At 70.8% G+C, this 24,099-nt stretch carries 24 protein-coding genes; 4 read left to right on the top strand and 20 right to left on the bottom strand.

All coding sequences use genetic code 11. The features are described 5' to 3' along the window. Positions 1-13: 13 nt before the first annotated feature. From ispG to ACWD5F_RS24040, 16 genes are all read right to left on the bottom strand, one after another. On the bottom strand, positions 14-1,171 hold the full coding sequence (gene ispG, locus ACWD5F_RS24115; protein WP_451257170.1) for a flavodoxin-dependent (E)-4-hydroxy-3-methylbut-2-enyl-diphosphate synthase: 1,158 nt from the start codon (positions 1,169-1,171) through the stop codon (positions 14-16). 4 nt (positions 1,172-1,175) lie between these two features. Continuing rightward, positions 1,176-2,198, bottom strand: coding sequence for an adenosyl-hopene transferase HpnH (gene hpnH / locus ACWD5F_RS24110; protein ID WP_450355063.1), 1,023 nt, complete (start codon positions 2,196-2,198; stop codon positions 1,176-1,178). Positions 2,199-2,203: 5 nt separating this feature from the next. Beyond that, positions 2,204-2,845 carry a phosphorylase family protein gene (locus tag ACWD5F_RS24105; RefSeq protein WP_401712195.1) on the bottom strand — a complete coding sequence of 214 codons (642 nt, stop codon included), beginning with the start codon at positions 2,843-2,845 and terminating at the stop codon, positions 2,204-2,206. Continuing rightward, positions 2,845-4,851 (bottom strand): squalene--hopene cyclase, encoded by a 2,007-nt coding sequence (gene shc, locus ACWD5F_RS24100; protein ID WP_451257167.1) that lies wholly within the window; start codon positions 4,849-4,851, stop codon positions 2,845-2,847. The genes ACWD5F_RS24105 and shc overlap by 1 nt, the downstream gene beginning before the upstream one ends. A gap of 119 nt (positions 4,852-4,970) precedes the next feature. Then, complete coding sequence (locus ACWD5F_RS24095) at positions 4,971-6,038, bottom strand: polyprenyl synthetase family protein (RefSeq protein WP_401712201.1); 1,068 nt, start codon at positions 6,036-6,038, stop codon at positions 4,971-4,973. Positions 6,039-6,100: 62 nt separating this feature from the next. Then, the gene (hpnE, locus tag ACWD5F_RS24090) at positions 6,101-7,528 is read right to left on the bottom strand and encodes a hydroxysqualene dehydroxylase HpnE (protein ID WP_451257164.1); all 1,428 of its coding nucleotides are present in this window, start codon (positions 7,526-7,528) and stop codon (positions 6,101-6,103) included. Next, positions 7,525-7,662, bottom strand: coding sequence for a DUF6380 family protein (locus ACWD5F_RS24085; RefSeq protein ID WP_401712208.1), 138 nt, complete (start codon positions 7,660-7,662; stop codon positions 7,525-7,527). The genes hpnE and ACWD5F_RS24085 overlap by 4 nt, the downstream gene beginning before the upstream one ends. Next, positions 7,662-8,609, bottom strand: coding sequence for a presqualene diphosphate synthase HpnD (gene hpnD, locus ACWD5F_RS24080; protein ID WP_451257162.1), 948 nt, complete (start codon positions 8,607-8,609; stop codon positions 7,662-7,664). The genes ACWD5F_RS24085 and hpnD overlap by 1 nt, the downstream gene beginning before the upstream one ends. After that, positions 8,606-9,508, bottom strand: coding sequence for a squalene synthase HpnC (gene hpnC, locus ACWD5F_RS24075; protein ID WP_451257160.1), 903 nt, complete (start codon positions 9,506-9,508; stop codon positions 8,606-8,608). The genes hpnD and hpnC overlap by 4 nt, the downstream gene beginning before the upstream one ends. 390 nt (positions 9,509-9,898) lie before the next feature. Next, entirely contained in the window at positions 9,899-10,702 is an 804-nt protein-coding gene (locus ACWD5F_RS24070; RefSeq protein ID WP_185146319.1) for an ABC transporter ATP-binding protein, read from the bottom strand. Then, complete coding sequence (locus ACWD5F_RS24065; RefSeq protein WP_451257158.1) at positions 10,695-11,624, bottom strand: ABC transporter permease; 930 nt, start codon at positions 11,622-11,624, stop codon at positions 10,695-10,697. Before ACWD5F_RS24065 ends, ACWD5F_RS24070 begins: the two co-directional genes overlap by 8 nt. 93 nt (positions 11,625-11,717) lie before the next feature. Then, a complete protein-coding gene (locus ACWD5F_RS24060) occupies positions 11,718-12,590 on the bottom strand; it encodes a glycosyltransferase family 2 protein (protein WP_451257566.1) in 873 nt (290 codons plus the stop codon). Between the two features lie 5 nt (positions 12,591-12,595). Then, entirely contained in the window at positions 12,596-13,375 is a 780-nt protein-coding gene (locus ACWD5F_RS24055; RefSeq protein WP_401712223.1) for a CDP-alcohol phosphatidyltransferase family protein, read from the bottom strand. Then, positions 13,353-14,414: an iron-containing alcohol dehydrogenase family protein gene (locus tag ACWD5F_RS24050; protein ID WP_401712226.1), complete on the bottom strand. Its 1,062-nt coding sequence runs from the start codon at positions 14,412-14,414 to the stop codon at positions 13,353-13,355. The genes ACWD5F_RS24055 and ACWD5F_RS24050 overlap by 23 nt, the downstream gene beginning before the upstream one ends. Beyond that, complete coding sequence (locus ACWD5F_RS24045; RefSeq protein ID WP_451257155.1) at positions 14,402-15,154, bottom strand: phosphocholine cytidylyltransferase family protein; 753 nt, start codon at positions 15,152-15,154, stop codon at positions 14,402-14,404. The genes ACWD5F_RS24050 and ACWD5F_RS24045 overlap by 13 nt, the downstream gene beginning before the upstream one ends. Next, positions 15,151-16,935: a DUF5941 domain-containing protein gene (locus ACWD5F_RS24040; protein WP_451257153.1), complete on the bottom strand. Its 1,785-nt coding sequence runs from the start codon at positions 16,933-16,935 to the stop codon at positions 15,151-15,153. Before ACWD5F_RS24040 ends, ACWD5F_RS24045 begins: the two co-directional genes overlap by 4 nt. A 289-nt stretch (positions 16,936-17,224) precedes the next feature. On the opposite strand from ACWD5F_RS24040, the gene galE reads away from it, so the two are divergent. The 3 genes from galE (at position 17,225) to idi (ending at position 20,198) form a co-directional block, all read left to right on the top strand. After that, entirely contained in the window at positions 17,225-18,220 is a 996-nt protein-coding gene (gene galE, locus ACWD5F_RS24035) for a UDP-glucose 4-epimerase GalE (RefSeq protein ID WP_451257151.1), read from the top strand. A 183-nt stretch (positions 18,221-18,403) separates the two neighbouring features. Continuing rightward, complete coding sequence (locus ACWD5F_RS24030) at positions 18,404-19,339, top strand: cation diffusion facilitator family transporter (protein WP_401712237.1); 936 nt, start codon at positions 18,404-18,406, stop codon at positions 19,337-19,339. A gap of 265 nt (positions 19,340-19,604) precedes the next feature. Next, positions 19,605-20,198 carry an isopentenyl-diphosphate Delta-isomerase gene (idi, locus tag ACWD5F_RS24025; RefSeq protein WP_401712240.1) on the top strand — a complete coding sequence of 198 codons (594 nt, stop codon included), beginning with the start codon at positions 19,605-19,607 and terminating at the stop codon, positions 20,196-20,198. Positions 20,199-20,201: 3 nt separating this feature from the next. Here the strand turns inward: idi and ACWD5F_RS24020 are convergent, their stop codons facing one another. Then, the gene (locus ACWD5F_RS24020) at positions 20,202-20,711 is read right to left on the bottom strand and encodes an ATP-binding protein (protein ID WP_451257564.1); all 510 of its coding nucleotides are present in this window, start codon (positions 20,709-20,711) and stop codon (positions 20,202-20,204) included. Positions 20,712-20,885: 174 nt separating this feature from the next. Continuing rightward, a complete protein-coding gene (locus ACWD5F_RS24015) occupies positions 20,886-21,518 on the bottom strand; it encodes an HdeD family acid-resistance protein (protein ID WP_401712243.1) in 633 nt (210 codons plus the stop codon). A 66-nt stretch (positions 21,519-21,584) separates the two neighbouring features. Here ACWD5F_RS24015 and ACWD5F_RS24010 point away from each other — a divergent pair, with 66 nt between their 5' ends. After that, a complete protein-coding gene (locus ACWD5F_RS24010; RefSeq protein ID WP_451257148.1) occupies positions 21,585-22,340 on the top strand; it encodes an enoyl-CoA hydratase/isomerase family protein in 756 nt (251 codons plus the stop codon). Here ACWD5F_RS24010 and ACWD5F_RS24005 read toward each other — a convergent pair. Further along, the gene (locus ACWD5F_RS24005) at positions 22,312-22,962 is read right to left on the bottom strand and encodes a DJ-1/PfpI family protein (RefSeq protein WP_451257146.1); all 651 of its coding nucleotides are present in this window, start codon (positions 22,960-22,962) and stop codon (positions 22,312-22,314) included. The two genes, ACWD5F_RS24010 and ACWD5F_RS24005, sit on opposite strands and share 29 nt — an antisense overlap. 47 nt (positions 22,963-23,009) lie before the next feature. Further along, positions 23,010-23,969 carry a GlxA family transcriptional regulator gene (locus tag ACWD5F_RS24000; protein WP_451257144.1) on the bottom strand — a complete coding sequence of 320 codons (960 nt, stop codon included), beginning with the start codon at positions 23,967-23,969 and terminating at the stop codon, positions 23,010-23,012. Between the last annotated feature and the right edge of the window lie 130 nt (positions 23,970-24,099).

Genomic DNA, 24,099 nt, shown 5'->3' with positions numbered 1-24,099 from the left:
CGGTCCGTGCTTTTCAGCTCACGGTGACGGCCGGCTCCCCCGACGCGACGCCGTCCTGCTCCATCTGTTCGGCGATCTTCATCGCTTCCTCGATGAGGGTCTCCACGATCTTCGACTCGGGCACGGTCTTGATGACCTCGCCCTTGACGAAGATCTGCCCCTTGCCGTTGCCGGAGGCGACCCCCAGGTCCGCCTCGCGTGCCTCACCGGGTCCGTTGACCACGCACCCCATGACGGCGACCCGCAACGGGACTTCCATGCCCTCCAGGCCGGCCGTGACCTGGTCGGCCAGCTTGTAGACGTCGACCTGGGCGCGCCCGCAGGACGGGCAGGAGACGATCTCCAGCCGCCGCTGCTTGAGGTTGAGCGACTCCAGGATCTGGAGGCCGACCTTGACCTCCTCGGCGGGCGGCGCCGACAGCGACACCCTGATGGTGTCGCCGATGCCCTGGCTGAGCAGCGCGCCGAAGGCGACGGCCGACTTGATCGTGCCCTGGAAGGAGGGGCCCGCCTCCGTCACGCCGAGATGCAGCGGGTAGTCGCTCTGCGTGGCGAGCTGCCGGTAGGCCTCGATCATCACGACCGGGTCGTTGTGCTTGACCGAGATCTTGATGTCCCGGAAGCCGTGCTCCTCGAAGAGCGACGCCTCCCACAGCGCGCTCTCCACGAGCGCCTCCGGCGTCGCCTTGCCGTACTTCTGCAGCAGCCGCTTGTCGAGCGACCCGGCGTTGACGCCGATCCGGATCGGCGTGCCGTGCTCCTTCGCGGCCCGCGCGATCTCCTTCACCTTGTCGTCGAACTGCTTGATGTTGCCAGGGTTGACGCGAACGGCCGCGCAGCCGGCCTCGATCGCCGCGAACACGTACTTCGGCTGGAAGTGGATGTCCGCGATCACCGGGATCTGCGACTTGCGGGCGATGGTCGCCAGCGCGTCCGCGTCGTCCTGCGTGGGACAGGCGACACGCACGATCTGGCAGCCGGACGCGGTGAGTTCGGCGATCTGCTGGAGGGTGGCGCCGATGTCGGAGGTGCGGGTCGTCGTCATCGACTGCACCGACACCGGGGCGCCGCCCCCGACCGCCACCGGCCCGACATGGATCTGCCGCGACACGCGCCGCTCGGCGATCGGCCGGGCCGGTACCTCGGGGACTCCCAAGGAGATGGCGGTCATCGTGCTACTCCCGGTTTCCGGAGACCGTCTCGCGCATGGCGCGCAGCGACTCCTTCAGGGAGCCCATGGTGGCGAGGACGGCGGTGGGCTCGTAGCCGCAGTGCGCCATGCAGTTGGCGCAGCGCGGGTCCTTGCCGCGGCCGTACTTGTCCCAGTCGGTCTCCTCGATGAGCTCGCGGTACGTGGGCACGTACCCGTCGCTCATCAGGTAGCAGGGACGCTGCCAGCCGAAGAGCGAGTAGTTCGGGATCGCCCACGCGGTGCACGGGAAGTCGACCTTGCCCTCCAGGAAGTCCAGGAAGAGCGGGGAGTGGTTGAGCCGCCACTTCTTGCGGTTGCCGCCCGAGAAGGCCTTCTTGAACAGCTCACGGGTCTGCTCCACGCCCAGGAAGTGCTCCTGGTCGGGCGCCTTCTCGTAGGCGTACGCGGGCGAGATCATCATCTCGTCGACCTTGAGGTCGTCGTTGAGGAAGTTGAGCACCTCGATGATGGTCTGCGGGGTGTCGGTGTTGAAGAAGGTCGAGTTGGTGGTGACCCGGAAGCCGCGCTTCTTGGCCTCCTTGATCGCCTCCACCGCCTCGTCGAACACACCCTCCTTCGCCACCGACTCGTCGTGGCGCTCGCGCAGGCCGTCGATGTGCACGGCGAACGCGAAGTAGGGCGAGGGCGTGAACTTGTCCATCTTCTTGCGCAGCAGCATGGCGTTGGTGCAGAGGAAGACGTACTTCTTCTTCGCCACCAACTGCCGCACGATCTCGTCGATCTGAGGGTGCATCAGGGGCTCACCGCCCGCGATGGACACCATCGGCGCACCGGACTCCAGCACCGCCCCGACGGCCTGGGCGACCGGCATGCGCTGCTTGAGCACTCCGGCCGGGTGCTGGATCTTGCCGCAGCCCTCGCACTTCAGGTTGCACGCGAAGAGAGGTTCGAGCTCCACGATCAACGGGAACTTGTCCCGCTTACGGAGCTTCTGTTCGGCCAAGTATGTAGCGACCTTGATGGACTGACGCAGCGGCATGGCCATCTGGCTCACCTCCTGGGGAGCAGCAAAGAACGGTGCCATTCGAAGAAAGCTGGAAGTACGGAACGAAGGACGCGGAAAGCTGATATTCCACCGCGCACCGTGCCGATCCGGACGAGTTCATGTTCAGGAGCGTCCACGACCACCCGTACGGCCGCAACGGGGCGCTCACCGGTGCGGACGGCGCTCAGGAGCGTCGCCGCGGATTCCATGTCGACCGCGATTGCGCCGGTCGCGAGCAACTCCGACCGTTCGTGACCGCGGATGACGTGATCGGAGCCGGTGAGCGGTCCGGTGTGGACCGTGCGCCCGGGCACGGCGCGCATGAGCTCCTTGACCAGCAGATCGGTTCCGACGCACGGGACGTTCCCGCGCGAGTGCCAGGTCTCCTCGGCGACCACCAGGTCGCCGGGGTGCATCCCCGGTGCCAGCCCCGCGCAGAAGCCCGTGGCGAGGACGGCGGCCCCCGCGAGCTCCGGCTGGGCCAGCATCCGGGTGGTGGAGGCCTCGGCGGCCTCCGGTCCCATGCCCGTGCGCAGGACGGTGACCGGCCCGTCGGCCCCGCGGTGGTCGCGGCTGCGCAGGGCGAGGCTCTCGATGCCGAGAGCGCAGGCGATCACCAGCGGGGCCGGTGCGGACGGTGTGCTCATCAGCCCCCCTCGACCTCTGGGAAGGGTTTCTTCGCGAAGGGCTCCCCGTGCACGTACCGGCCGAGGGCGGTGAGCGGGAACACCTGCCGGTAGAGGTGGTAGTTGATGGAGAAGTCCCCCGGGAAGCCGGTCCCGGTGAAGTAGGGCTCGTCCCAGGAGCCGTCCTCCAACTGAGTGGCGGCGAGCCACTCCACCCCGCGCTCCACGGCCTTGGAGTCGTGCTCCCCGGCCGCCAGCAGGGCCATCAGCGCCCAGGCCGTCTGCGAGGGGGTGGAGGCACCGCGGCCGCTCCACTTCTTCGCGTCGTCGTAGGAGCGCAGGTCCTCGCCCCAGCCGCCGTCGTCGTTCTGGACCGACTCCAGCCAGCTCACCGCCCGGCGGATCGCCGGGTGCGAGCCGGGCAGGCCCGCGGCGGCGAGGGCGGGTACGACGGACCCGGTGCCGTAGATGTAGTTGACGCCCCAGCGCCCGAACCACGAGCCGTCCGGCTCCTGTTCGGCGAGCAGCCACTCGATGCCGCGCCGGGTGCGCGGATCGTGCGAGAGCCCCTCGACGGCCAGCATCTCCACCACGTGCGCCGTCACGTCGGACGACGGCGGATCGATGACCTCACCGAAGTCGCAGAACGGCAGCCGGTTGGGGAACGGGCTGGTGTTGTCGACGTCGAAGGCGCCCCAGCCCCCGTTCTTCGACTGCATCCCGAGGTTCCAGCGCACCCCCCGCCCGATCGCCTTCTCCACCCGCTCCGGGTCGTGGTGCCGGACCCGGCGCAGGGCGAGGACGACCTCGGCGGTGTCGTCGATGTCGGGGTAGTTGTCGTTGTGGAACTCGAACGCCCAGCCGCCCGGCGGCAGTTGGGGTCGCTTCACGGCCCAGTCGCCGGGTCTGACGATCTCCTCCCCGAGCATCCAGTCCGCCGCTCTGACGAGTTGCGGATGGTCGGCGGGCACGCCCGCGTCGACCAGCGCGATGGTGGCGAGGCAGGTGTCCCACACCGGCGACTGGCAGGCCTCGATCATCCGGGCCCCGTCCTCGCGCCAGACGGCGAACCGGTCCAGGGACGCCAACCCCTCGCGCATGACGGGGTGTTCGAGGTCGTAGCCGAGCAGGGACAGCGCGATCACGGAGTACACGGCCGGCGGCTGGATGCCGCCCCAGGCGCCGTCGTTCTCCTGCCGCTCGACGATCCAGCGGGCGGCGGAGTTCATGGCCGCCCTGCGCAGCCGGCGCGGCGCGACCTTGCGCAGTTGGTGCAGCGCCTTGTCGAGCCGCTGGAAGGCACCGTCCCAACTCACCGCCGGAGCAAGGGGCTTGGGCGGATTCGGCCGGGCGGGATCGGTGTGCAGCTCGTCGAGCGCGAACGGCGCGGGCCGTACCGGCCGCTTCGCGGAGACGACGGTGAGCGGGACGATGGTCTGCCGCGCCCAGCACCCGAAGTCGTAGATGTTGAGCGGGACCCACTTGGGGAAGAAGATGAGCTCCGGCGGGAGTTCGGGCAGATCCTCCCACTTCCACCAGCCGAACAGGGCGAGCCAGATCCTGGTGAAGACCCGGGCCGAGGCCACGCCGCCCCGGCCGCGGATCCACGCCGAGGCCTTCGCCATGTGCGGGGCGTCCGGCGCGTCGCCGGCCAGCCGCAGGGCGACGTACGCCTCGATGGTGGTGGAGAGTTCGCCAGGGCCGCCGTAGAACGAGGCCCACGTGCCGTCCTCGCGCTGCTCGCCGCGGATGAACAGGCCCGCGGCGCGCGTGGTCTCCTCGTCGCGGATCCCCAGGAACTGACGCAGGAGCAGGTCCTCGGCGTCCATGGTGACGTTCGTCTCCAGGTCGCCCTTCCACCAACCCTGGGGGTCCTGCCGCGACAGCAGGTAGTCGGTGGCGCGTTGTACGGCCCGTACGGCGGTGTCCGGTCCCCCCGCCGCCACGGGGGTCGTGCTGTCGGTTTCGCGGGCCGCGGCAGCGCGGGGCGGCAGGGCCCCGGTGCTTCCGTCGGTCGTCGCTGTCATGGCTTCCCCTTCGTGCAGTCGTTCAAATCGTGCTGCTATGGGTCCGCCGTCGGCCGGTGCGCGGGTGGTGCCCAGGGCACCGGTCGGCGACTACGCGAGGGTTATTCGACCGATAGTGATCATCTCTTTCGTACGACGACGAAGTCGGCGAGCGCCGCGAACTGTGCCCGCACCCGGTCGGGCATGTCGATGGCGTCCAGGGCTTCGATGGCGGTGGTGTGCTGACGGCGTGCTTCCTCGGCCGTCCATTCGCGGCCGCCCGCCTTCTCGATGAGGTCGGCGCGGGCCGCGAACTCCTCCTCGGAGAAGTTCTCGAAGTCGCTGCTCTTGGCGTCCGCGGCGAGCATCTCGCCGAGCCGCTCGGAGGCGGGACCGCCCGCCGCGAGCGCGGCCACGACCGGCAGGGACTTCTTGCGCTGGCGCAGGTCGCTCCAGGCCTGCTTGCCGGTCGAGACCGGGTCGCCCCAGATGCCGAGGAGGTCGTCCACGGCCTGGAAGGCCAGGCCGAGGTGGTGACCGTACTTCTCCAGCGTGTCGGCGGTGCGGTCGTCCGCGCCGCCGAGCACCGCGCCGACCGAGGAGGCGCAGGCGAGCAGGGCGCCGGTCTTGTTGCCCTCCATCTCCAGGCACTCCTCGACGCTGACGCGGTCGCGGTGCTCGTAGGAGATGTCCTGGGCCTGTCCGTCGATGAGGGCGCGGGTGGCGGTGGTCAGGCGGCGGGCGGCGCGGCCGGCCTCGGCGGTGCCGAGCTCCAGCAGCACCTCGTTGGCGAGGGCGAACAGGGCGTCGCCGACCAGGATCGCCTGGGCGGGGCCGTGCACCTTCCAGACGGTGTCACGGTGGCGGCGCTGTTCGTCGCCGTCCATCAGGTCGTCGTGCAGCAGCGAGAAGTTGTGGACCAGCTCGACGGCGACCGCGCCGGGGATGCCGACCTCGGGCGCGGCGCCGGTGACCTCGGCCGACAGCACCGCGAGGGCGGGACGTACGGCCTTGCCGCCGTCGCCGTGCGCGGGGTTGCCGTCGGCGTCGATCCAGCCGAAGTGGTAGGCGGAAACGGTGTCCATGGGAGGGGCCAGGCGGTCGATGGCCGCCCGCAGTACCGGTGTGGCCAGGGTCCGGCCGCGCTCCAGGAGCGCGGTCACGTCCACCGCGTCGGCAGCCGTCGAGGCCGGGGGCACAGTGGGCACAGTCTCTCCTCTTGTTGCGGTACCGGAGGTGCGGGGGTCGCCTGCCGCCTGCTGATCGAGCGTCACGCCGCCTCCTCGACTTCGAAGAGGTGACGGGGGCGGGGCCGGCCCAGGGTGGCGAGAGCGGCGTCCGCCGCGCTCACCCCACTGCGGACCGCACTCTCCATGGTCGCGGGCCACCCTGTGGCGGTCCACGCACCGGCCAGGTACAGGCCGGGGGCTTTGGTGCGGGCGCCGGGCCGCAGCCGCCCGACGCCGGGGGTCGGAGCGAACGTCGCCGTGCGCTCCCTGGTCACGAAGAAGTCCTTCACCTCGGCGCCGCGGGTGCCGGGCAACAGCCGCTCCAGCTCCGGGAGGTAACGCTCCTTCAGCTCGGCCACCGGCGCGTCGATCTCGTCCTGGGCGGCCGACTGGGAGAGCGCGAGGTACTGGCCCTCGCGCAGCCCGGAGGCGTCGGTGCGGTCGAAGACCCACTGCACCGGGGTGCCGAGCGCGGCGAAGAAGGGCTTGTCGAGCACCTTGCGGTCGTAGACGACGTGCACGTTGAGGATCGGCGCGGTGGCGATGTCGAGGAGCCGTTCGGGGGCGTCGAGCGCGCCCTCGGGCAGCAGATCGTGGGCCTCGCGCTGGGCCACGGCGAGGACGACCGTGTCCGCCTCGATGGTCTCGCCGGGAACCTGAACGCTCCAGCGCCCGTTCTCGTCAGTAGAGATGGAGGTGACTCGTGTACGGATCTCGGTACGCACGCCCGCGGAGTCGAGCGCCTTGCGGGCCATCCGGTCGTGCAGTTCACCCAGCGGGACGTGCGCCCATCCGATGTCGGCCGCGCCCGGTTCGGACAGCAGACCGGTCTTGAACACCATCGCGGCGAGCCCCAGTGAGGCGTCGCCCGCGACCGCGTTGAGAGTGGCGACCCCGACCAGGTCCCACAGGGCCTCGATGGCACGCGCCGACTGACCGTGCGCGGTCAGCCAGCTGCCGAAGTCCTGTGCGTCCAGGCTCGGATCGGCGAGGTCGAGCCCTTTGAGCGCGAGCGCGGCACGTCCGACCTTGGCACGCTCGGCGAGCGAGAGATGCGGATACGTGGCGAGGCTGCGCCCCAGGTGCAGCGGTACCGGCAGCGCGTCGCGGCGCAGCCGTCCCAGCCGCCGCCCCTCCGGCTTGTCGACGTCGAGCACGGGCACGTCGAGACGATCCTGCAGCGGTGCCAGCGCCGTGCCCTCGATCCGGTCGAGGAACCAGCGGTAGGCGGTGCAGCAGCGCAGGTACACGTGCTGGCCGTTGTCGACGGTCAGTTCGCCGCGCTGGAAGGAGAAGGCCAGGCCACCCAGTCTCGGCCTGCCCTCGATCAGGGTGACGCGCACACCCGCGTCGGCCAGTGCGAGCGCGGCGGTGATGCCGGCGAGCCCGCCGCCGACCACGACGCCGTCCCGCCCGGCATGTGCCGGGACGTCCGCGGGCAGCCCCTCGGACTGCGTCCCGTCGGTCATCGTGCGCCCTCCCCCGAGCGGCCACCGCGGTCGAACTCCGCGCGGCGGGCCGTTGCAGTCATGGACGCCGTCCGCGACCGGAGGGTTGCGCGCCGTTTTTCTCCGGTGGAATCACCTTGGACCGAATTGTCCATCAGGCGCGCCTCCTGATGGTCCTCCGCGTCACACCGCGGGCGTCCAGGCCGGACAGCCCGCGCACGGCGACGTACGCCTTCTCCCGCCCGGGCAGCGAGACCCGGCCGCGCAGCACGGCCTCCGGGTCGCGCTCGATCCGGTCGAGCAGCCGGCGGTAGATCCCGGCCATGGCGGCCACACAGGCGCCGCTGCGCCGGTCGAGCATGGGGAGCAGCCGGTAGCCCTCGGCGAAAAGGGTGCGGGCCCGTCGCACTTCGAAGTGGACGAGACCCGCGAAGTCGGAGCCTTCCGGTGGGGTCGGCCCGTCGAACCCGGCCGAGCACCCGAATTTCGCGAGGTCGTCGGCGGGCAGATAGGTCCGCCCGTTCTCGGCGTCCTCGCGGACGTCCCTGAGGATGTTGGTGAGCTGCAGCGCAAGGCCGAGCGTGTCGGCGTACTCCGGCGCGCGCTCGACGCCGGGCGCCCCCGGCTCGGGGCCGAACACACCGAGCGAGAGCCGCCCGATCGCGCCCGCCACGCACCGGCAGTAGACCTTCAGGTCGTCCCAGGTCTCGTAGGTCTCGCCCTGTACGTCCATCAGGACGCCGTCGATCAGCTCGTCCAGGCCGTCGAGCGGGATCGGGAAGGCCTGGGCGGCATGGGTGAGGGCGACCGCGACCGGGTCGGTGTCGTCCTCGTCGACCGCTCCCTCGCGGACCCGGGTCAGCAGCGCCCGGGTCTCCTCGAGTCTCGCGCTCTTGACGTCGACCGCCAGTGTGCCGTCCCCGATGTCGTCGACCCGCCGGGAGAACGCGTACAGCGCCGACATGGCGCGTCGCTTCGGCGTGGGCAGCAGGCGGATCCCGTAAGCAAAGTTACGGGCCTGCTGTCCGGTGACGGCCTCGCAGTAGCTGTAGGCGGCGAGTACCGGCGGGGACACCTGTGGTGCGTCCACGGTCCGGATCACCCCTCTCCTCGCAGAGTCACGCCCACCTCGCGCAGCAGCTGGATCTTGCCGGGCTTGGGCGGGCCGGGAAGTACGTCGTATTCAGCGGCGGCGATCGCCTTGATCGCCGCCCTCCCCCCCGCCACGAACCCCGCGAGCAGCAGCTTCAACCTGCCGTGGACGCTACCCACCAGGGGGGCGCCTTCATTCAGGAGATCGCGTGCGCGTTCCGCTTCGTATGCAACCAGGGCGCGCACCGACGCGCCCGCGCTGGCCGTGGCGAGATCCGCTTCCTGGACATGGAACCGCTTCATGTCCTCGGCGGGCAGGTAGATGCGGTCGTTGCCGAGATCCTCGGCCACGTCCTGCAGGTGTTCGACGATCTGAAGTGCGGTACAGATCGCGTCCGAGAGACGGATCCGCTCGGGGGTCGAGGTGCCGGTGACCGAGAGGACGAGGCGGCCGACGGGGTTGGCCGAGAGCTCGCAGTAGGCGAGCAGGTCGTCGTAGGTCTCGTAGCGGCTGACCAGCTGGTCCTGGCGGTTGGCGGCGATCAGGCCGAGGAAGGGCTCGGGGGTCAGCGCGCAGCGGCGGACGGTCGGCTGGAGGCGGCGCAGCAGGGGGTGGCGCGGGGTCGCGTCGAAGACCCGGTGCAGGTCGTCCTCGAAGGCGTCCAGGAGCAGCAGCCGGTCCTCGGCCGCCGCGGGCTCCACGCCGAGCAGCCGGGCGTCGGCGCCGCCGGGGGCCAGGTCGCCGTCGCCGATGTCGTCGACGAGGCGGGCGAAGCCGTAGACCGCCATCAGGTCGGTGCGCCAGGCCTTGGGCAGGAAGAAAGGTGCCACGGGGAAGTTCTCGCCCGCGGCCTTGTCGAGCGTGCCGCGCTCCGGATCACCGGAGGCCGGCGTGCCGGTTCCCGTCACCGCTCACGTCCCGGCGCGGGGACGGCACAGGCAGCTCCGTTGAGCTGGGGAGTTTCCGTAGCCATTGCCGTCACATCTCCCGTTCTACACTGCCGACCCAATACACACTATTTCGGACACGCCGCCCGGCCGTCCGCACAGTCGTCCCGTACGAGGGTGTCGCGCATTATCGCCCCACTTGCCGCGTTTCGGGACCGGTCCAGCTTACGTTGTACAACGCAGCGAGGTTCTCTGGGGTGTCCTGCACATCACAACAACACACCGATTGGCGCCAAGATTCCTAAGGCGGCCACGAGTTGACGTTTCCTTTGCAGACGCGGGGCCCCGCCGGAGAGGTTCCGGCGGGGCCCGTGGAAGCGTGGTGGGCCTGACTGCCCATGTCGATGTGGACTACTTGCCCGTGAACTTCTCGTACTCCTGGAGGACCTCTTCGGTGGGTCCGTCCATCCGCAGCTCACCGCGTTCCAGCCACAGCACGCGGTCGCAGGTGTCCCGGATCGACTTGTTGTTGTGACTGACGAGAAACACCGTGCCGGCTTCCTTGCGCAGCTCGCGGATGCGCTCCTCGGAACGTTTGCGGAAGGCCGCGTCGCCGGTGGCGAGGGCCTCGTCGATCATGAGGACGTCGTGGTCCTTGGCGGCGGCGATGGAGAAGCGCAGCCGGGCCGCCATGCCGGAGGAGTAGGTGCGCATCGGCAGGGTGATGAAGTCGCCCTTGTCGTTGATCCCGGAGAAGTCGACGATCTCCTGGTAGCGCTCCCTGATCTGCTCGCGGGACATGCCCATGGCGAGCCCGCCCAGGATGACGTTCCGCTCGCCGGTCAGGTCGTTCATCAGAGCCGCGTTCACACCGAGCAGGGAGGGCTGACCACCGGTGTAGACGCGGCCGCTCTCGGCGGGCAGCAGACCGGCGATGGCGCGCAGCAGGGTCGACTTGCCGGAGCCGTTGGAACCGATCAGACCGATGGCCTCGCCGCGGTAGGCGACGAACGACACGCCCCGCACGGCGTGCACCTTGCGCACGCCCCGCTCCTCACCACGCTTGATGATCCGGCTCAGCGCGGAAGTGGCGCTGCCCTTGCCGGTCTTGGCGCCGTTGACGCGGTAGACGATGTGCAGTTCCTCGGCGACGACGGTGGGGATGCGGTCCGCACCCTGCCCGACAGCCTGCTCGACGGGATTGTGCTCAGCCACGGCCGTACCTTTCCTCCGCCTTCCAGAAGTAGACGAACCCGCCGACGGCCAGGCACACCGCCCACAGGACCGCGACCGCCCAGACGTGGTCGGGGAGGTTCTCGGCGCCGTAGCCGTCGATGAGCGCGAAGCGCATCAGGTCCATGTAGATCGCCGCCGGGTTCCACTGCAGGACGTTCGCCAGCCATTGCGGCTTGTCGGCCAGGAAGATCGGGATGGAGAACATCACGCCGGACGCGTACATCCAGGTGCGCAGCACGAACGGCATCAGCTGCGCGAGGTCCGGGGTCGCGGAACCGGCCCGGGCGAAGACCAGGGCGAGTCCGGTGTTGAAGAGGAACTGCAGGGCGAGCGCCGGCACGATCAGCAGCCAGGACAGGTCCGGGTAGCTGCCGAAGGCGGCGGCCACCACGAACAGCACGATCAACGAGTAGAGCAGCTGCTGGAGTTGCTGGAGCGCGAAGGAGATCGGCAGCGAGGCGCGCGGGAAGTGCAGGGCGCGGACCAGGCCGAGGTTGCCGGAGATCGCGCGGACGCCGACCATCACCGAGCTCTGCGTGAAGGTGAACACGAAGACGCCGGTGACCAGGAACGGGATGTAGACGTCGTGCGACAGGCCGCGGTTCGCCTTCAGGATCATGCCGAAGATGAAGAAGTAGACCGCCGCGTTCAGCAGCGGGGTCACCACCTGCCAGAGCTGGCCGAGCTTCGCCTGGCTGTACTGGGCGGTCAGCTTCGCCCGCGAGAAGGCGAGGATGAAGTGCCGCCGGTCCCAGAGCTGGCGGACGTACTCGACGAGGGAGGGCCGGGCCCCGCTCACGGTCAGCCCGTACTTGGAGGCGAGCTGGGCCGCCGTGAGGCCCTCGGCGGGCACCGCGGTGGCACTCGGTGCGACCGTGCCGTCGTGCGTTGTCTCACTCACCAGTGGAAAACCTTCGTCTTCGGGATGCGCACCCGTGCGGGCTGGCATGGGACCGGGGCCGATCGGACCCGACGGCTCACAGCAAAGAGCTTGTCAGATCACAGGGGGGCGGCCCAGTCGGGTCAGCCGCCACACCGTACGCCACTTCATGGGTCTGCGCGGTCCGCAGGGCGTGCTCCAGCCCTCCCGGAAGCCGCCGAACCACGCCCGCAGGGCGGACCGCGAGGGGCGGCGGACGAGGGTGAGCAGCAGCCAGCAGCCGAGGTACACCGGGACCAGGGGCGCGGGGAGGTTGCGGCGGGCGAGCCAGACGCGGTTGCGGGCGACCATGCGGTGGTAGACCGCGTGCCGCGAGGGGGCGGTCGTGGGGTGGTAGAGCACCATGTCGGACCGGTAGTCGATCATCCAGCCCGCGTCCAGGGCCCGCCAGGCCAGGTCGGTCTCCTCATGGGCGTAGAAGAACGCGTCCGGGAGGCCGCCGACCTCGGCGAAGACCTTGGTACGGACGGCGTTGGCGCCGCCGAGGAAGGTGGTGACCCGGGAGGAGCGCATCGGGTCGGCGGCGCGCAGGCGCGGGACGTGCCGGCGCTGGGTGATCCCGGTCTCGGGATCGGCGATGCGGAAACTGATGATGCCGAGTCGGGGGTCGTCCTCGAAGGCCCGGCGGCACAGCTCGGCGGTGTCGTGCTGCGCGAGCAGGCCGTCGTCGTCGAGGAACATCAATATGTCTACATCTCGACCACTGGGGCCGAAGGCCTCGATGCCGACATTGCGGCCGCCGGGGATGCCGAGGTTCTCCGGCAGCTCGATCGTGCGGACGCCGTCGGGGACGTCCGGGACGGGCGAGCCGTTGCCGACGACGACGACCTCGACGGGGTCGCCGTCCTGCTTGCCGACCGAGTCGAGCAGGGCCCGCAGCTCGTCGGGGCGGTTGCCCATGGTGATGATCACCGCGCCGACCCGCATGGCGCTCACTTCAGCCTGCTGGAGGCGAGGATGGACACGAGGTGCAGCAGGGTCTGCACCAGCGCGATGCCGGCCAGGACGGCGACACCGAGCCGCGAGAAGAACAGGTCGCCGCGCACCTGGTCGGCGATGGCCAGCACCAGGATCAGCAGGGACGCCTCGATGCCGAGCACCAGCCGGTGGAACTTGAGCGCGGCGGCGGCCCGGCGGGCCAGCGCCATGCCGGAGGAGCGCATCTCGGACGCGGCCTCCTGGACCGGGGCCTGACCGGTCTGGTGCCGGGCGACACCGACCAGGTCGGTCTCCGCCTTGATCAGGATCGCGCCGAGCGCGGCGAGGGTGCCGAGGAAGGCCCACAGCCAGTCGATACGACCGCTGCCCCACAGGTCGGCGGCGCGCAGCCCGAAGCCGACGAGCACCGCCGCGTCGGTCAGATAGGCGCCGACCCGGTCCAGGTAGACCCCGCCCAGCGAGTACTGCTTCTTCCAGCGGGCGATCTCGCCGTCCACGCAGTCGAGCAGCAGGTACAGCTGGACCGCGAGCACGCCGAGCACGGCGCCCGGGATCCCCGGCACCAGCAGCGCGGGGGCCGCGAGCACGCCGCAGACAGTCATCAGGTACGTGAGCTGATTGGGCGTGACCCTGGTGTTCACCAGGTAACGGTCGACGCGCAGGGACACCTCTCGCATGTAGAGGCGCCCCATCCAGTGCTCACCGCTGCGCCGGTCCTTGACCCCCGGGGGGTGGACGACCGGGCGGAGTTCAGCTACCGATGGCCTTGACATAGTCGGCGTAGATGTCCTTGATCTGGTCGGTCTTGAGGTCGAGGTGTTCGAGGATCGTGTAGCGGCCGGGCCTGGTCTCGGGGGCGAACTCCACGACCCGGACGAACTCCGCGGTCGTGAAGCCGATCTCCTCCGGGAGCACCGGCAGTCCGTGCCGGCGCAGCACCTGGGCCATGAAGGCCGCTTCTTCGTGGGCCCCGCGCAGGTACATCGCGAAGGCCGCGCCCAGGCCGCACTGCTCGCCGTGGCTCGCGGCGCGCTTGGGGAAGAGCAGGTCGAAGGCGTGGTTGATCTCGTGGCAGGAGCCCGAGGCGGGCCGGGAGTCGCCCGAGATCGACATGGCGACACCGGTGAGGACCAGCGCCTCGGCGAGGACCTGGAGGAAGTCGTTGTCCCCGATGCCGCCGGGGTGCCGCAGCACCGCCTCGCCGGCCTGCCGGGCCATGGCCGCGGCGAGGCCGTCGACCTTCTCGCCGTTGACCCGGTGGGACAGCTCCCAGTCCGCGATCGAGTTGATGTTGGAGATCGCGTCGCCGATGCCGGCCCGGACGAAGCGGGCGGGGGCCTCGCGGATCACGTCGAGGTCGATGACCACGCCGATCGGGTTCGGCACACCGTAGGAGCCGCGCCCGGCGTCGTTGTCGAGGGTGGCCACCGGCGAGCAGAGACCGTCGTGCGCGAGGTTGGTCGGCACCGCGACCAGGGGCAGGCCCACGCGTGCCGCGGCGAACTTGGCGCAGTCGATGATCTTGCCGCCGCCCAGGCCCACGACCGCGTCGTAGTGACCGGCCTTTATCTCGCCCGCCAGCCGCACGGCGTCGTCGAGGGTGCCGCCGCCGACCTCGTACCAGGTGGCACCGGGCAGCGTCGGCTCGAGCCGCGCGCGCAGCCGGGCACCGGAGCCGCCGCTGACGGCGACGGCGAGCCGGCCGGACTGCGAGATGCGCTCGTCGGCGAGCACTCCCGCCAGGTCCTCGAGGGCACCCGGGCGGATGTCGACGACGAGCGGCGAGGGAATGAGCCGGGTCAGTACTGGCACGCGATCTCCCGTCCGCGGGCGAGGTCGGCGTGGTTGTCGATCTCCACCCACTGCACGTCACCGATGGGCGCGGTGTCGATCCGGAAGCCGCGGTTCACGAGCTCCTGGTAGCCGTGCTCGTAGAACTGCTGGGGGTCGGTCTCCCAGACCGTCTTGAGCGCGTCGACCAGTTCGGGGGCCGCGTCGCCCTCGATGAGCGTGACGCCGATGTACTCGCCGGTGGCTTCGGCGGGGTCCATCAGCTTGGTGATCCTCGTCATCCCCTTCTCGGGGTCGACGACGACCTTCATCTCCTCGTCGGCGAGATCCTTCACCGTGTCCAGGGCCAGGATGATCCGCTTTCCCTCGCCGCGCGCGGCGAGCAGCGCCCGCTCGACGGAGACCGGGTGGACGGTGTCGCCGTTGGCGAGGATCACGCCGTCCTTGAGGGCGTCACGGCCGCACCAGAGGGAGTAGGCGTTGTTCCACTCCTCGGCCTTGTCGTTGTCGATGAGGGTGAGCTTGACGCCGTACTTGCGCTCCAGCTCCGCCCTGCGCTCGTACACGGCCTCCTTGCGGTAGCCGACGATGACGGCGACCTCGGTCAGGCCGATCTCGGCGAAATTGCCGAGGGTGAGGTCGAGCACCGTGATCGAGTCCTCGGCGCCCGCGGGCCCCACCGGCACCAGCGCCTTGGGCAGGGTGTCGGTGTAGGGGCGCAGACGCCGTCCGGCGCCGGCCGCCAGCACGAGGCCGATCATGCGGTTTCTCCTTCATCGTGTACTGCGGGGGCCCCTGCGGACACCCAGAAGCGGATGCTCTCGGCGAGCACCACCAGGGCCACGGCAACCGCGAGGACCGTGAGCGCGAGCGTGAACTGCGAGGCCGTGAGCAGCGCGGCCAAAGCGGTGACGAGCAGCGTCCGCCCGTCGTGTCCCCCGATGACGCGCACCAGCCACGCGGGGGGCGCTCCGGCGTCGCCACGGATGCGGTACACCGTGTCGTAGTGATGGTAGGCGACGGCGGACACCAGTCCGAAAGCCGCCGGAAGTGCTCCGTTCACGTCCGCCTTCGCCGCCAGGATCAGGACGGTGCCGTACTCGGCCGCCCGGAAGAAGGGCGGAACGAGCCAGTCCAGAGCGCCTTTGAGGGGGCGCGCGAGGGCGAGGCCGGAGAGCAGGACGTAGCCGGCGGCACCCAGCACGGTCGGCCAGGTGGTGCCCCAGACTGCGGCGGAGATCACCACGAGGAGCCCGCCGGCCGCGGCGCTCACCGGCGCCGGGAGGCGCGGAGCGACCCGCGCGACCAGTCCGGCCAGCGGCCCGTTGTCCGCGAGGTCCGCCAGCGCCTGCGCCGCCCGGTCGGTGCGTCGCGCCTTGCGGGTCAGCGAGCGCAGTACGCGCCCGGCGGTCGTGTAGGTCGCCGCGAAGGCACAGCCGATGAGAAGGACGTACAAGGTGATGCGCGGGGTGGTGACGGCGGTGAGGACCGCGATCATCGCCCAGCGTTCGCCGATCGGCAGCACGATCATCCGGCGCAGCCACACCGTCCAGCCGACGCTGTCGAGCTTGTCGGAGAGGGCGGCGGTGGGGCTGGTGTTGGCGGTGGCGTCGTGGTTGGCCTCGTTGAAGGAGAAGTCGACGACGTGCCGGCAGGTCTGCAGGACCATCGCGCCGAGCGCGAGGGCCCATACGTCGTCACCGCCGCGGGCGGCTCCCAGCGCGAGGCCGGCGTAGTAGGCGTACTCCTTGGCCCGGTCGAAGGTGGCGTCCAGCCAGGCGCCGAGCGTGGAGTACTGGAGGGAGTAGCGGGCGAGCTGGCCGTCGGTGCAGTCCAGGACGAAGGACGCGATCAGCAGCACGCCCGCCGCGACGTACCCGGCGCGGGTGCCGGTGGCCGCGCAGCCCGCCGCGATGAGCGCGGTGATCAGGGAGGCGGTGGTGACCTGGTTCGGGGTCAGACCGCGGCGGGCGCACCAGCGGGCGATGTAGCGGGAGTACGGGCTGATGAAGTAGGTGGTGAAGAAGCCGTCGCGGGCCTTCACCGCGGACTTCAGGCGTACGGCCTCGTCGTCCACGTCGGCGACGGCCTGCCGTGCCTCGTTGCGGGCCTGCGGGTCGGCCGGGACGGCGGCGACGAGACTGCCGAGCTCGGGGCTGCGGACGTCGGCGCCGTCGTCGTCCAGGGCGGTGACTATGCGGTCGGGGAGGCTGTCGACGGCCAGGGCCGTGCCGCCGCCCGCCGAGGTCTCGCGGGCCAGCGCCCGGGTGAGGGTCGCCCGGCCCTCGGGCTGCGCGGTGACGGCACCGGCGATCGCGGCGAGCGGGAAGCGGGGGTCGGTGAGACCGAGGCGCAGCGCGTGCACGTGCCCGACGAAGCGGGCGTCGACCAGGGCGACCCGCCCGTCGGAGGGCACCTGCGCGACGAGCCGCTCCGCGTCGACGGCGTCGACGGCCACCAGCACGTCGAAACCGAGGGACCGCAGATCACCCTCGATCGACGATCCGGGGACCGGCTGACCGGTGAGGATGGCGGTCGACAACCGAACTCACTCCCTGGGTGCCGACGCACGAGCGCCGGTCATGTACACGATGGGGGCGCCCCTTGGATGCACCAGGCGGGCGGCATGTCGGCAGAGGCTATCGGATGCCGGAAGGCAGGCGTTCACCGCCCGTTCATGAGCTGATCAACGCCGGATCCACTGGCCTTCGCCGCGATCATCATCGGTGATTTTGGGCTCCGCCCACAAACCGTGCCCGCTATCACCCCCTTCGGCCCGGGCATCCGGGACATCGAGGGCGCTCGGCGGTGCCGACATAGGGTGGACGACCATGACATGGCTGATCACAGGCGGAGCGGGATACATCGGGGCCCATGTGGCGAGGGTCATGGCCGGGGCCGGGGAGCGCGTCGTCGCGCTGGACGACCTCTCCGCGGGTGTGCCGGCCCGACTGCCCGCCGATGTCCCCTTGATCGAGGGCTCTGCGCTCGACGCCGGTCTGCTCAAGCGGGTCTTCACCGAGCACGAGGTGACCGGTGTGGTGCACCTGGCCGCCCGCAAGCAGGTGGGCGAGTCCGTGGCGCAGCCGACTCGCTACTACCGGGAGAACGTCGGCGGCCTCGCCACGCTCCTGGAGGCGGTGGCCGAGGCCGGGATCGGACGGTTCGTCTTCTCCTCGTCCGCGGCCGTGTACGGCAACCCCGATGTGGACCTCATCACGGAGGACACCCCGTGCGCGCCGGTGAACCCGTACGGCGAGACCAAGCTGGCCGGGGAGTGGCTGGTCCGGGCGGCGGGCCGGGCGCACGGCATCTCGACCGTGTGCCTGCGCTACTTCAACGTGGCGGGCGCCGCCGCACCGGAGCTGGCCGACACCGGTGTCTTCAACATCGTGCCGATGGTCTTCGACCGGCTCACCCGCGACGAGGCCCCGCGGATCTTCGGCGCCGACTACCCGACACCGGACGGCACCTGCGTCCGCGACTACATCCACGTCTCCGACCTGGCCGAGGCACATCTGGCGGCGGCCCGGCGGCTCGGCGAGGACAACGGGACCGGTATCGGCACCGGTGACCTCACGGTGAACATCGGTCGCGGCGAGGGCGTCTCGGTACGGGAGTTGGTCACGCTCATCGGTGAGGTCACCGGTGACACCCGGCCGGCGCTCGTCGAGGGGCGCCGGCCCGGGGACGCGCCGCGCGCCGTCGCCTCGGCCGCGCTCGCCGGGCGGGAACTCGGGTGGACGGCCGGACGCGGAGTACGCGAGATGGTCGAGTCGGCGTGGCAGGGCTGGCTGCTGCACCACGGCGACCGGACCACCGGCTGAGGCACCGACCGAGGCACTGGCCGAGCCTCCGACCGCACCACCGGCCGAGCTACTGAGGGTGCCCTGACCTGCATATCGTTTCCGCAGGTCACGGCACATGACAACGGTGTTCAGTGCCGCGTTGCCCGATACCCCCCACCCGTAGTTCACTGTGATCCCGGGCCGACCACAGGAAGGGCTGTCATGGGGGCAGGACACGACCACGGACACGCGCATGGGCCGACGACGGGTACGGCCGCCTCGGCGTACCGCGGTCGGCTGCGGGTCGCGCTGTCGATCACACTCGGCGTGATGGTGATCGAGGTGGTCGGCGGAGTGCTCGCGGACTCGCTCGCGCTGATCGCGGACTCCGCGCACATGGCGACCGACGCGCTGGGCCTGGGCATGGCGCTGCTCGCCATCCACTTCGCCAACCGTCCGGCGACCGGCAACCGCACCTTCGGGTTCGCCCGCGCCGAGATCCTCGCCGCGCTCGCCAACTGTCTGCTGCTGCTCGGGGTCGGCGGCTACGTCCTGTACGAGGCGGTCCAGCGGTTCGTCACGCCGGCCGCCACCGAGGGCGGGCTGACGATCGTGTTCGGCGCGATCGGTCTGGTCGCCAACATGGTGTCGCTGACGCTCCTTGTGCGCGGCCAGGAGGAGAGCCTGAACGTGCGCGGGGCGTTCCTGGAGGTCGTCGCGGACGCCCTCGGCTCGCTCGCGGTGATCATCTCGGCGCTGGTGATCCTGGGCACCGGCTGGCAGGCCGCCGACCCGATCGCCTCGCTGGTGATCGGCCTGATGATCGTGCCGCGCACCCTGAAGCTGCTGCGCGAGACGCTGGACGTGCTCCTGGAGACGGCGCCCAAGGGCGTCGACATGGCCGACGTGCGCTCCCACATGCTGGCCCTGGACGGGGTGGAGGACGTCCACGACCTGCACGCCTGGACGATCACCTCCGGCATGCCGGTGCTGTCGGCGCACGTGGTCGTGCGCTCCGACGTGCTCAGCGCGATCGGCCACGAGAAGATGCTGCACGAGCTCCAGGAGTGCCTCGGCGACCACTTCGACGTGGAGCACTGCACCTTCCAGTTGGAACCGGTCGGACATGCGGAGCACGAGGCGAAGCTCTGCCACTGAGGCAGTCGGGGCACGTGGGGCGCCTCCGGCGCGGAATGCAGCCGTCCGGCGCGCATCGGCGTCCTGCACATCAGTACGCCCGCCCCGCGCGGTTCCCCGCCGACCGCCAGGGGCACGATGACCTACCGGGCCCCTGTTCCGGCGTCCGACCGGTGACCGTCGCTGCCCGTGCCGCGCGCGGGACATGCGGGCGCACCGCGAAGTGCCGGGAGTGCCGGATTCGTACGGCAGACTTGGGCGGCGAGAACCGATGCGAAGGATGGGTATGCCGATCACACCAGCCACCGCGACGCACAGTCCGTCGAACGGCACCGCAGACGCCATTTTGCTCGAACTGGTCGACGAGAACGGCGTCACGATCGGCACCGCGGAGAAGCTCTCCGCCCATCAGCCCCCGGGCCGGCTGCACCGCGCGTTCTCCGTGTTCCTCTTCGACGAGCGCGGCCGGCTGCTGCTCCAGCAGCGGGCGCTGGGCAAGTACCACTCCCCCGGTGTGTGGTCCAACACCTGCTGCGGTCACCCCTATCCCGGCGAGGCGCCCTTCGCGGCGGCGGCCCGGCGGACGTACGAGGAGCTGGGGGTGTCCCCGACGCTGCTCGCCGAGGCGGGTACGGTCCGCTACAACCACCCGGACCCGGCCTCTGGCCTGGTCGAGCAGGAGTACAACCACCTCTTCGTGGGCCTGGTGCAGTCGAAGCTGCGGCCCGACGAGGAGGAGGTCGGCGACACGGCGTTCGTGACCCCCGCCGAGCTGGCCGAGCGGCACGCCAAGGACCCCTTCTCGTCCTGGTTCATGACGGTCCTCGACGCGGCCCGGCCAGCGGTGCGGGAGCTGACCGGTCCGTCGGCCGACTGGTGAGTCTCAGAGGACCCGCACGGGTTTGAGCGGCAGCGCGGCCCAGATCACCTTGCCGCCGCTCGACGTGTGCTCGACGTCGCACACCCCGCCCGCCTCCCGGGTGATCTCGCGCACCAGCAGCAGCCCCCGGCCGCCGGTCCGGCCGTGGTCGGCCTCCAGGGCGGTCGGGCGGTAGGGGTGGTTGTCCTCGACGGACACCCGCACCCACTCGGCGCCCACCGCGACCTCCACGGCGAGCATCGGCGACAGCAGGGCCGCGTGCCGGACGGCGTTCGTGACCAGCTCCGAGACGATCAGCAGCACGCCTTGGACGAGGTCGTCGGAGAGGGGTACTCCCTGGCGGTACAGCAGGTCCCGCACGGCGTGTCGCGCCTGCGGGACCGAGGCGTCGACGGCGGGGGCGGTGAACCGCCAGACACCTTCGTACGGCAGCGGATCCGGGGCCCTCGGGTCACGGGGCTCGTCCGTGTCGCCCTCTGGGCGTGGGCCGGACCCGCGCCCGTGGTTCTCCATCGTCCGGTCGCCACCCTTGCGCTCGATTGTCACCACACCTCGAGTGTTGATAACGACCCGCTCCGCTCCGGATGACTGAACAGAAGTCAGCGAGTATCGAGCACTTATGACCGTTGCCGCACGACGAGGTCGCCTACGTGACCGCTCCTGCCCGCTCCGCGCCGACTTCGCGACCTATTCGGGGGGTACGGGTTTGGCGTGCGCCCGGCCCGGTCCGTCCCGCGCGTCGTCCTCCCCGGCGAGCCGCTCGGAGACCAGACCGACGATCCGCCGACCGCCGAAACCGGTCGCGATCAGTCCGAGTCCGTCGAAGAGCAGCGCGAGCGAGAAGAAACAGCCGATGACGTACTTGCTGCTGCTCGGCCAGTTCCCCAGCACCAGGATGCCGAGCAGCAGGTCGAAGGCGCCGAGCAGCAGGGTCCAGCCGAACTGCGGACCGCGTACCACCAGACTGCCCACGAGCCGGAAGAGACCGGCGGTGAGGAAGAGCAGGGCGGCGAACATGGTGAGGGCCGCGGCTGCCGCGTCGGGGCGGCGGATGACGACCACGCCCGCGGCGATGTTCAGGGCCGCGACGATGACACCGAGCCAGAAGAAGTTGGTGCCGCGGGCCTGGACCGCGTGCAGGAGTCCGACCGCGCCGCCGATCAGCAGCAGCCAGCCGAAGAGGAGCATCGAGGTCAGGGTGGCGACCCCGGTGTAGACAAGCCCGACGAGTCCGGCGAGCACCAGGATCACGCCGAGCGCGGCGAGCCAGCCGAAACCTCGGTGCAGTTTCGCGGCCTCGTCCTGTCGGGCTGTGGCCATCAGCGCCTCCTCGCGCTCGGCCCCCTCCTTGATCGTACGGTCGTGCGCTGCGGCTAGCATCCGGCCATGGAGCCCCAGCTGCTGCACACGGTCACCGACTCCGTCGCCACCGTCGTCATCCACCACCCGGCCAAGCGCAACGCCATGACGGCCGCGATGTGGGCCGCCCTGCCGCCGCTGCTCGACACCCTCGCGGCCGACCCCGAGGTGCGGGCGCTGGTGCTGACCGGGGAGGGCGGGACGTTCTGCGCGGGGGCCGACATCTCCACGCTGCGGGGGTCGCCGAAGGAGGCGCAGTCGCTGGCGGTGGGTGCCGAGGAGGCTCTCGCGGCCTTCCCGAAGCCGACGCTGGCCGCGATCCGCGGGCACTGCGTGGGCGGCGGCGCGCAGCTCGCGGCGGCCTGCGATCTGCGGTTCGCCGAGGAGGGTGCGCTGTTCGGGGTGACGCCGGCGAAGCTGGGGATCGTGTACGCGGCCTCGTCCACGCGGCGGTTGGTGTCGCTGGTGGGTCCGGCCGCCGCCAAGTACCTGTTGTTCTCGGGCGAGTTGATCGACACCGAGCGGGCGCAGTGCACGGGCCTGGTGGACGAGGTGCTGCCGGCGGGCGAACTCGACAAACGGGTCGCGGAGTTCACCAGGATCCTGGCCACCCGCTCGCAGCTCACGCAGGCCGCGGCCAAGGAATTCGCCAACGGGCGTACGGACAGGGACGGTTACTGGGCCGAGCAGGCGCGCGGAAGCGACGACACCGCGGAGGGGGTCGCCGCGTTCCTGGAGCGCAGGCAGCCGCGCTTCACGTGGTCGGTTCCTTTCCGAGGATGAACCGGCTCATCGAGCGGATCAGTTCGACGACGTCCGCGGGCGCCTTCTGCGGGGACCCCGCGTCGTAGGGCGGCTGCGGGTCGTACTCGATGCCCAACTGCACGGCCTGGGCGACGACATCGCCCGACATCCGGCCGAGCAGGGCGAGGCCCATGTCGATGCCCGAGGAGACCCCGGCCGCGGTGACGTACTTGCCGTCGAAGACGACCCGCTCCCCCGTCGGCTCGGCGCCGAACCTCTTCAGCTCGTCGAGGGCCAGCCAGTGCGAGGTCGCGCGGCGCCCGTCGAGCAGCCCGGCGGCGGCAAGCAGCAGCGAGCCGGTGCATACGGACGTCGTCCAGGTGCTCGTGGCATCGGCGGCACGGATCCAGTCCAGCAGCGCCTCGTTGTCCATCTGCGGGGTCTGGCCGGGGCCGCCGGGGACGACCACGACGTCCGGGTTCGGCACCTCGGCCAGGGTCCGGTCGGCGATCAGCGCGAGGCTCCCGCTGTCGGTGCGGACGGGCCCGGTCCGCTCGGCGACGAAGACGACCTCGGAGTCCGGGAGGCGGCCCAGGGTCTCGTAGGGGCCGACGGCGTCGAGGGCGGTGAAGCGGTCGTAGAGGACGATGGCGAACTGCATGGGATTCCCCCTTCGGTCTGCGGGTGTATCAGCCGGTCTGCGGGTGTTCAGTGGGCGGGCGCCGGGCGGAACCGGCGGCGGTACTCGGCGGGTGCCGTCCCGAGGGATCTGACGAAGGCGCGCCGCATCGCCTCGGGCGTGCCGTAGCCGCAGGCGCGGGAGACCTCCTCGATGCCGTCGGAGGTGTCCTCCAGGAGGCGGCGGGCGTGTTCGAGGCGGACGCGCTCGACGTAGCGGCCCGGCGTCATGCCGGTCTCGGTCTGGAAGGCGCGGGCGAAGTGGCGGGGCGAGAGGCTGGCACGGCTCGCGAGGGCCTCCACGGAGAGGTCGTCGCCGGGGTGCTCGGTGATCCACTGCTGGACCTCGCGCAGTGGCTCGCGCTGAGCGGTCTGCGCGACGAGCTGGGCGCTGAACTGGGCCTGATTTCCCGGGCGTCGGAGGAAGACGACGAGGTGACGGGCGATGGAGAGGGCTGCCTCCCGGCCGACGTCCTCCTCGACCAGGGCGAGCGCGAGGTCGATGCCTGAGGTGACGCCGGCCGAGGTCGCGAGGTGTCCGTCGCGGATGTAGATGGGGTCCGGATCGACCTCGACGGCCGGGTGGTCGCGGGCGAGCTTCTCGCACACCGACCAGTGGCTGGTCGCGCGGTGGCCGTCCAGCAGACCCGCCTCGGCCAGCAGCAGCGCTCCGGTGCACACCGAGACCAGCCGCTTCGCGCGCGTGCCGTGCGCACGCAGCCAGTCGACCAGGCGCGGGTCCGGGCTACGGGTGCCCGCGCCGCCGGGGACCAGGAGGGTGTGCGGGTCCGGCGCCTCCGTGAGCGCCTGGTCCGGTACGAGGGTGAGGCCGCTGGAGGTGCGCACGGGACCGCCGTCCAGGGACGCCGTACGGATGCGGTACGAGCCCGGCACACCCTTCTCCGCGCCCGCGAACACCTCCACCGGGCCGGTGACATCGAGGCTCTGGACGCCGTCGAAGAGGACGACGAGAACGGTTCGCTGCGCCATGCCGTCGATTCTCGGCGGGCGCGCCCATGGCCGCAATGACGGGCTTCCCACCTTTCCTGCCACGCGGGTTGTCCACAGGGCGGCGCCCTGATCCCCGGGTGTCGGTGCGACCTGCCACAATTGCCGCGCA

This window comes from Streptomyces sp. NPDC002499, from assembly GCF_053595415.1.
The sequence above is the reverse complement of the archived record's forward strand: the minus strand, read 5'-3'. Positions and strand labels throughout refer to the sequence as shown.

Coding starts and splice junctions, on each gene's coding strand:
- ACWD5F_RS24085 (WP_401712208.1), bottom strand. CDS start 7,662: ATGGACAATTCGGTCCAAGGTGATTCCACCGGAGAAAAACGGCGCGCA.
- shc (WP_451257167.1), bottom strand. CDS start 4,851: ATGACAGCGACGACCGACGGAAGCACCGGGGCCCTGCCGCCCCGCGCT.
- ACWD5F_RS24020 (WP_451257564.1), bottom strand. CDS start 20,711: ATGGAGAACCACGGGCGCGGGTCCGGCCCACGCCCAGAGGGCGACACG.
- hpnE (WP_451257164.1), bottom strand. CDS start 7,528: ATGACCGACGGGACGCAGTCCGAGGGGCTGCCCGCGGACGTCCCGGCA.
- ACWD5F_RS24060 (WP_451257566.1), bottom strand. CDS start 12,590: ATGCGGGTCGGCGCGGTGATCATCACCATGGGCAACCGCCCCGACGAG.
- ACWD5F_RS24045 (WP_451257155.1), bottom strand. CDS start 15,154: ATGATCGGCCTCGTGCTGGCGGCCGGCGCCGGACGGCGTCTGCGCCCC.
- ACWD5F_RS24010 (WP_451257148.1), top strand. CDS start 21,585: ATGGAGCCCCAGCTGCTGCACACGGTCACCGACTCCGTCGCCACCGTC.
- ACWD5F_RS24055 (WP_401712223.1), bottom strand. CDS start 13,375: ATGTCAAGGCCATCGGTAGCTGAACTCCGCCCGGTCGTCCACCCCCCG.
- hpnH (WP_450355063.1), bottom strand. CDS start 2,198: ATGGCCATGCCGCTGCGTCAGTCCATCAAGGTCGCTACATACTTGGCC.
- ACWD5F_RS24105 (WP_401712195.1), bottom strand. CDS start 2,845: ATGAGCACACCGTCCGCACCGGCCCCGCTGGTGATCGCCTGCGCTCTC.
- idi (WP_401712240.1), top strand. CDS start 19,605: ATGCCGATCACACCAGCCACCGCGACGCACAGTCCGTCGAACGGCACC.
- ACWD5F_RS24030 (WP_401712237.1), top strand. CDS start 18,404: ATGGGGGCAGGACACGACCACGGACACGCGCATGGGCCGACGACGGGT.
- ACWD5F_RS24015 (WP_401712243.1), bottom strand. CDS start 21,518: ATGGCCACAGCCCGACAGGACGAGGCCGCGAAACTGCACCGAGGTTTC.
- ACWD5F_RS24000 (WP_451257144.1), bottom strand. CDS start 23,969: ATGGCGCAGCGAACCGTTCTCGTCGTCCTCTTCGACGGCGTCCAGAGC.
- ispG (WP_451257170.1), bottom strand. CDS start 1,171: ATGACCGCCATCTCCTTGGGAGTCCCCGAGGTACCGGCCCGGCCGATC.
- galE (WP_451257151.1), top strand. CDS start 17,225: ATGACATGGCTGATCACAGGCGGAGCGGGATACATCGGGGCCCATGTG.
- ACWD5F_RS24005 (WP_451257146.1), bottom strand. CDS start 22,962: ATGCAGTTCGCCATCGTCCTCTACGACCGCTTCACCGCCCTCGACGCC.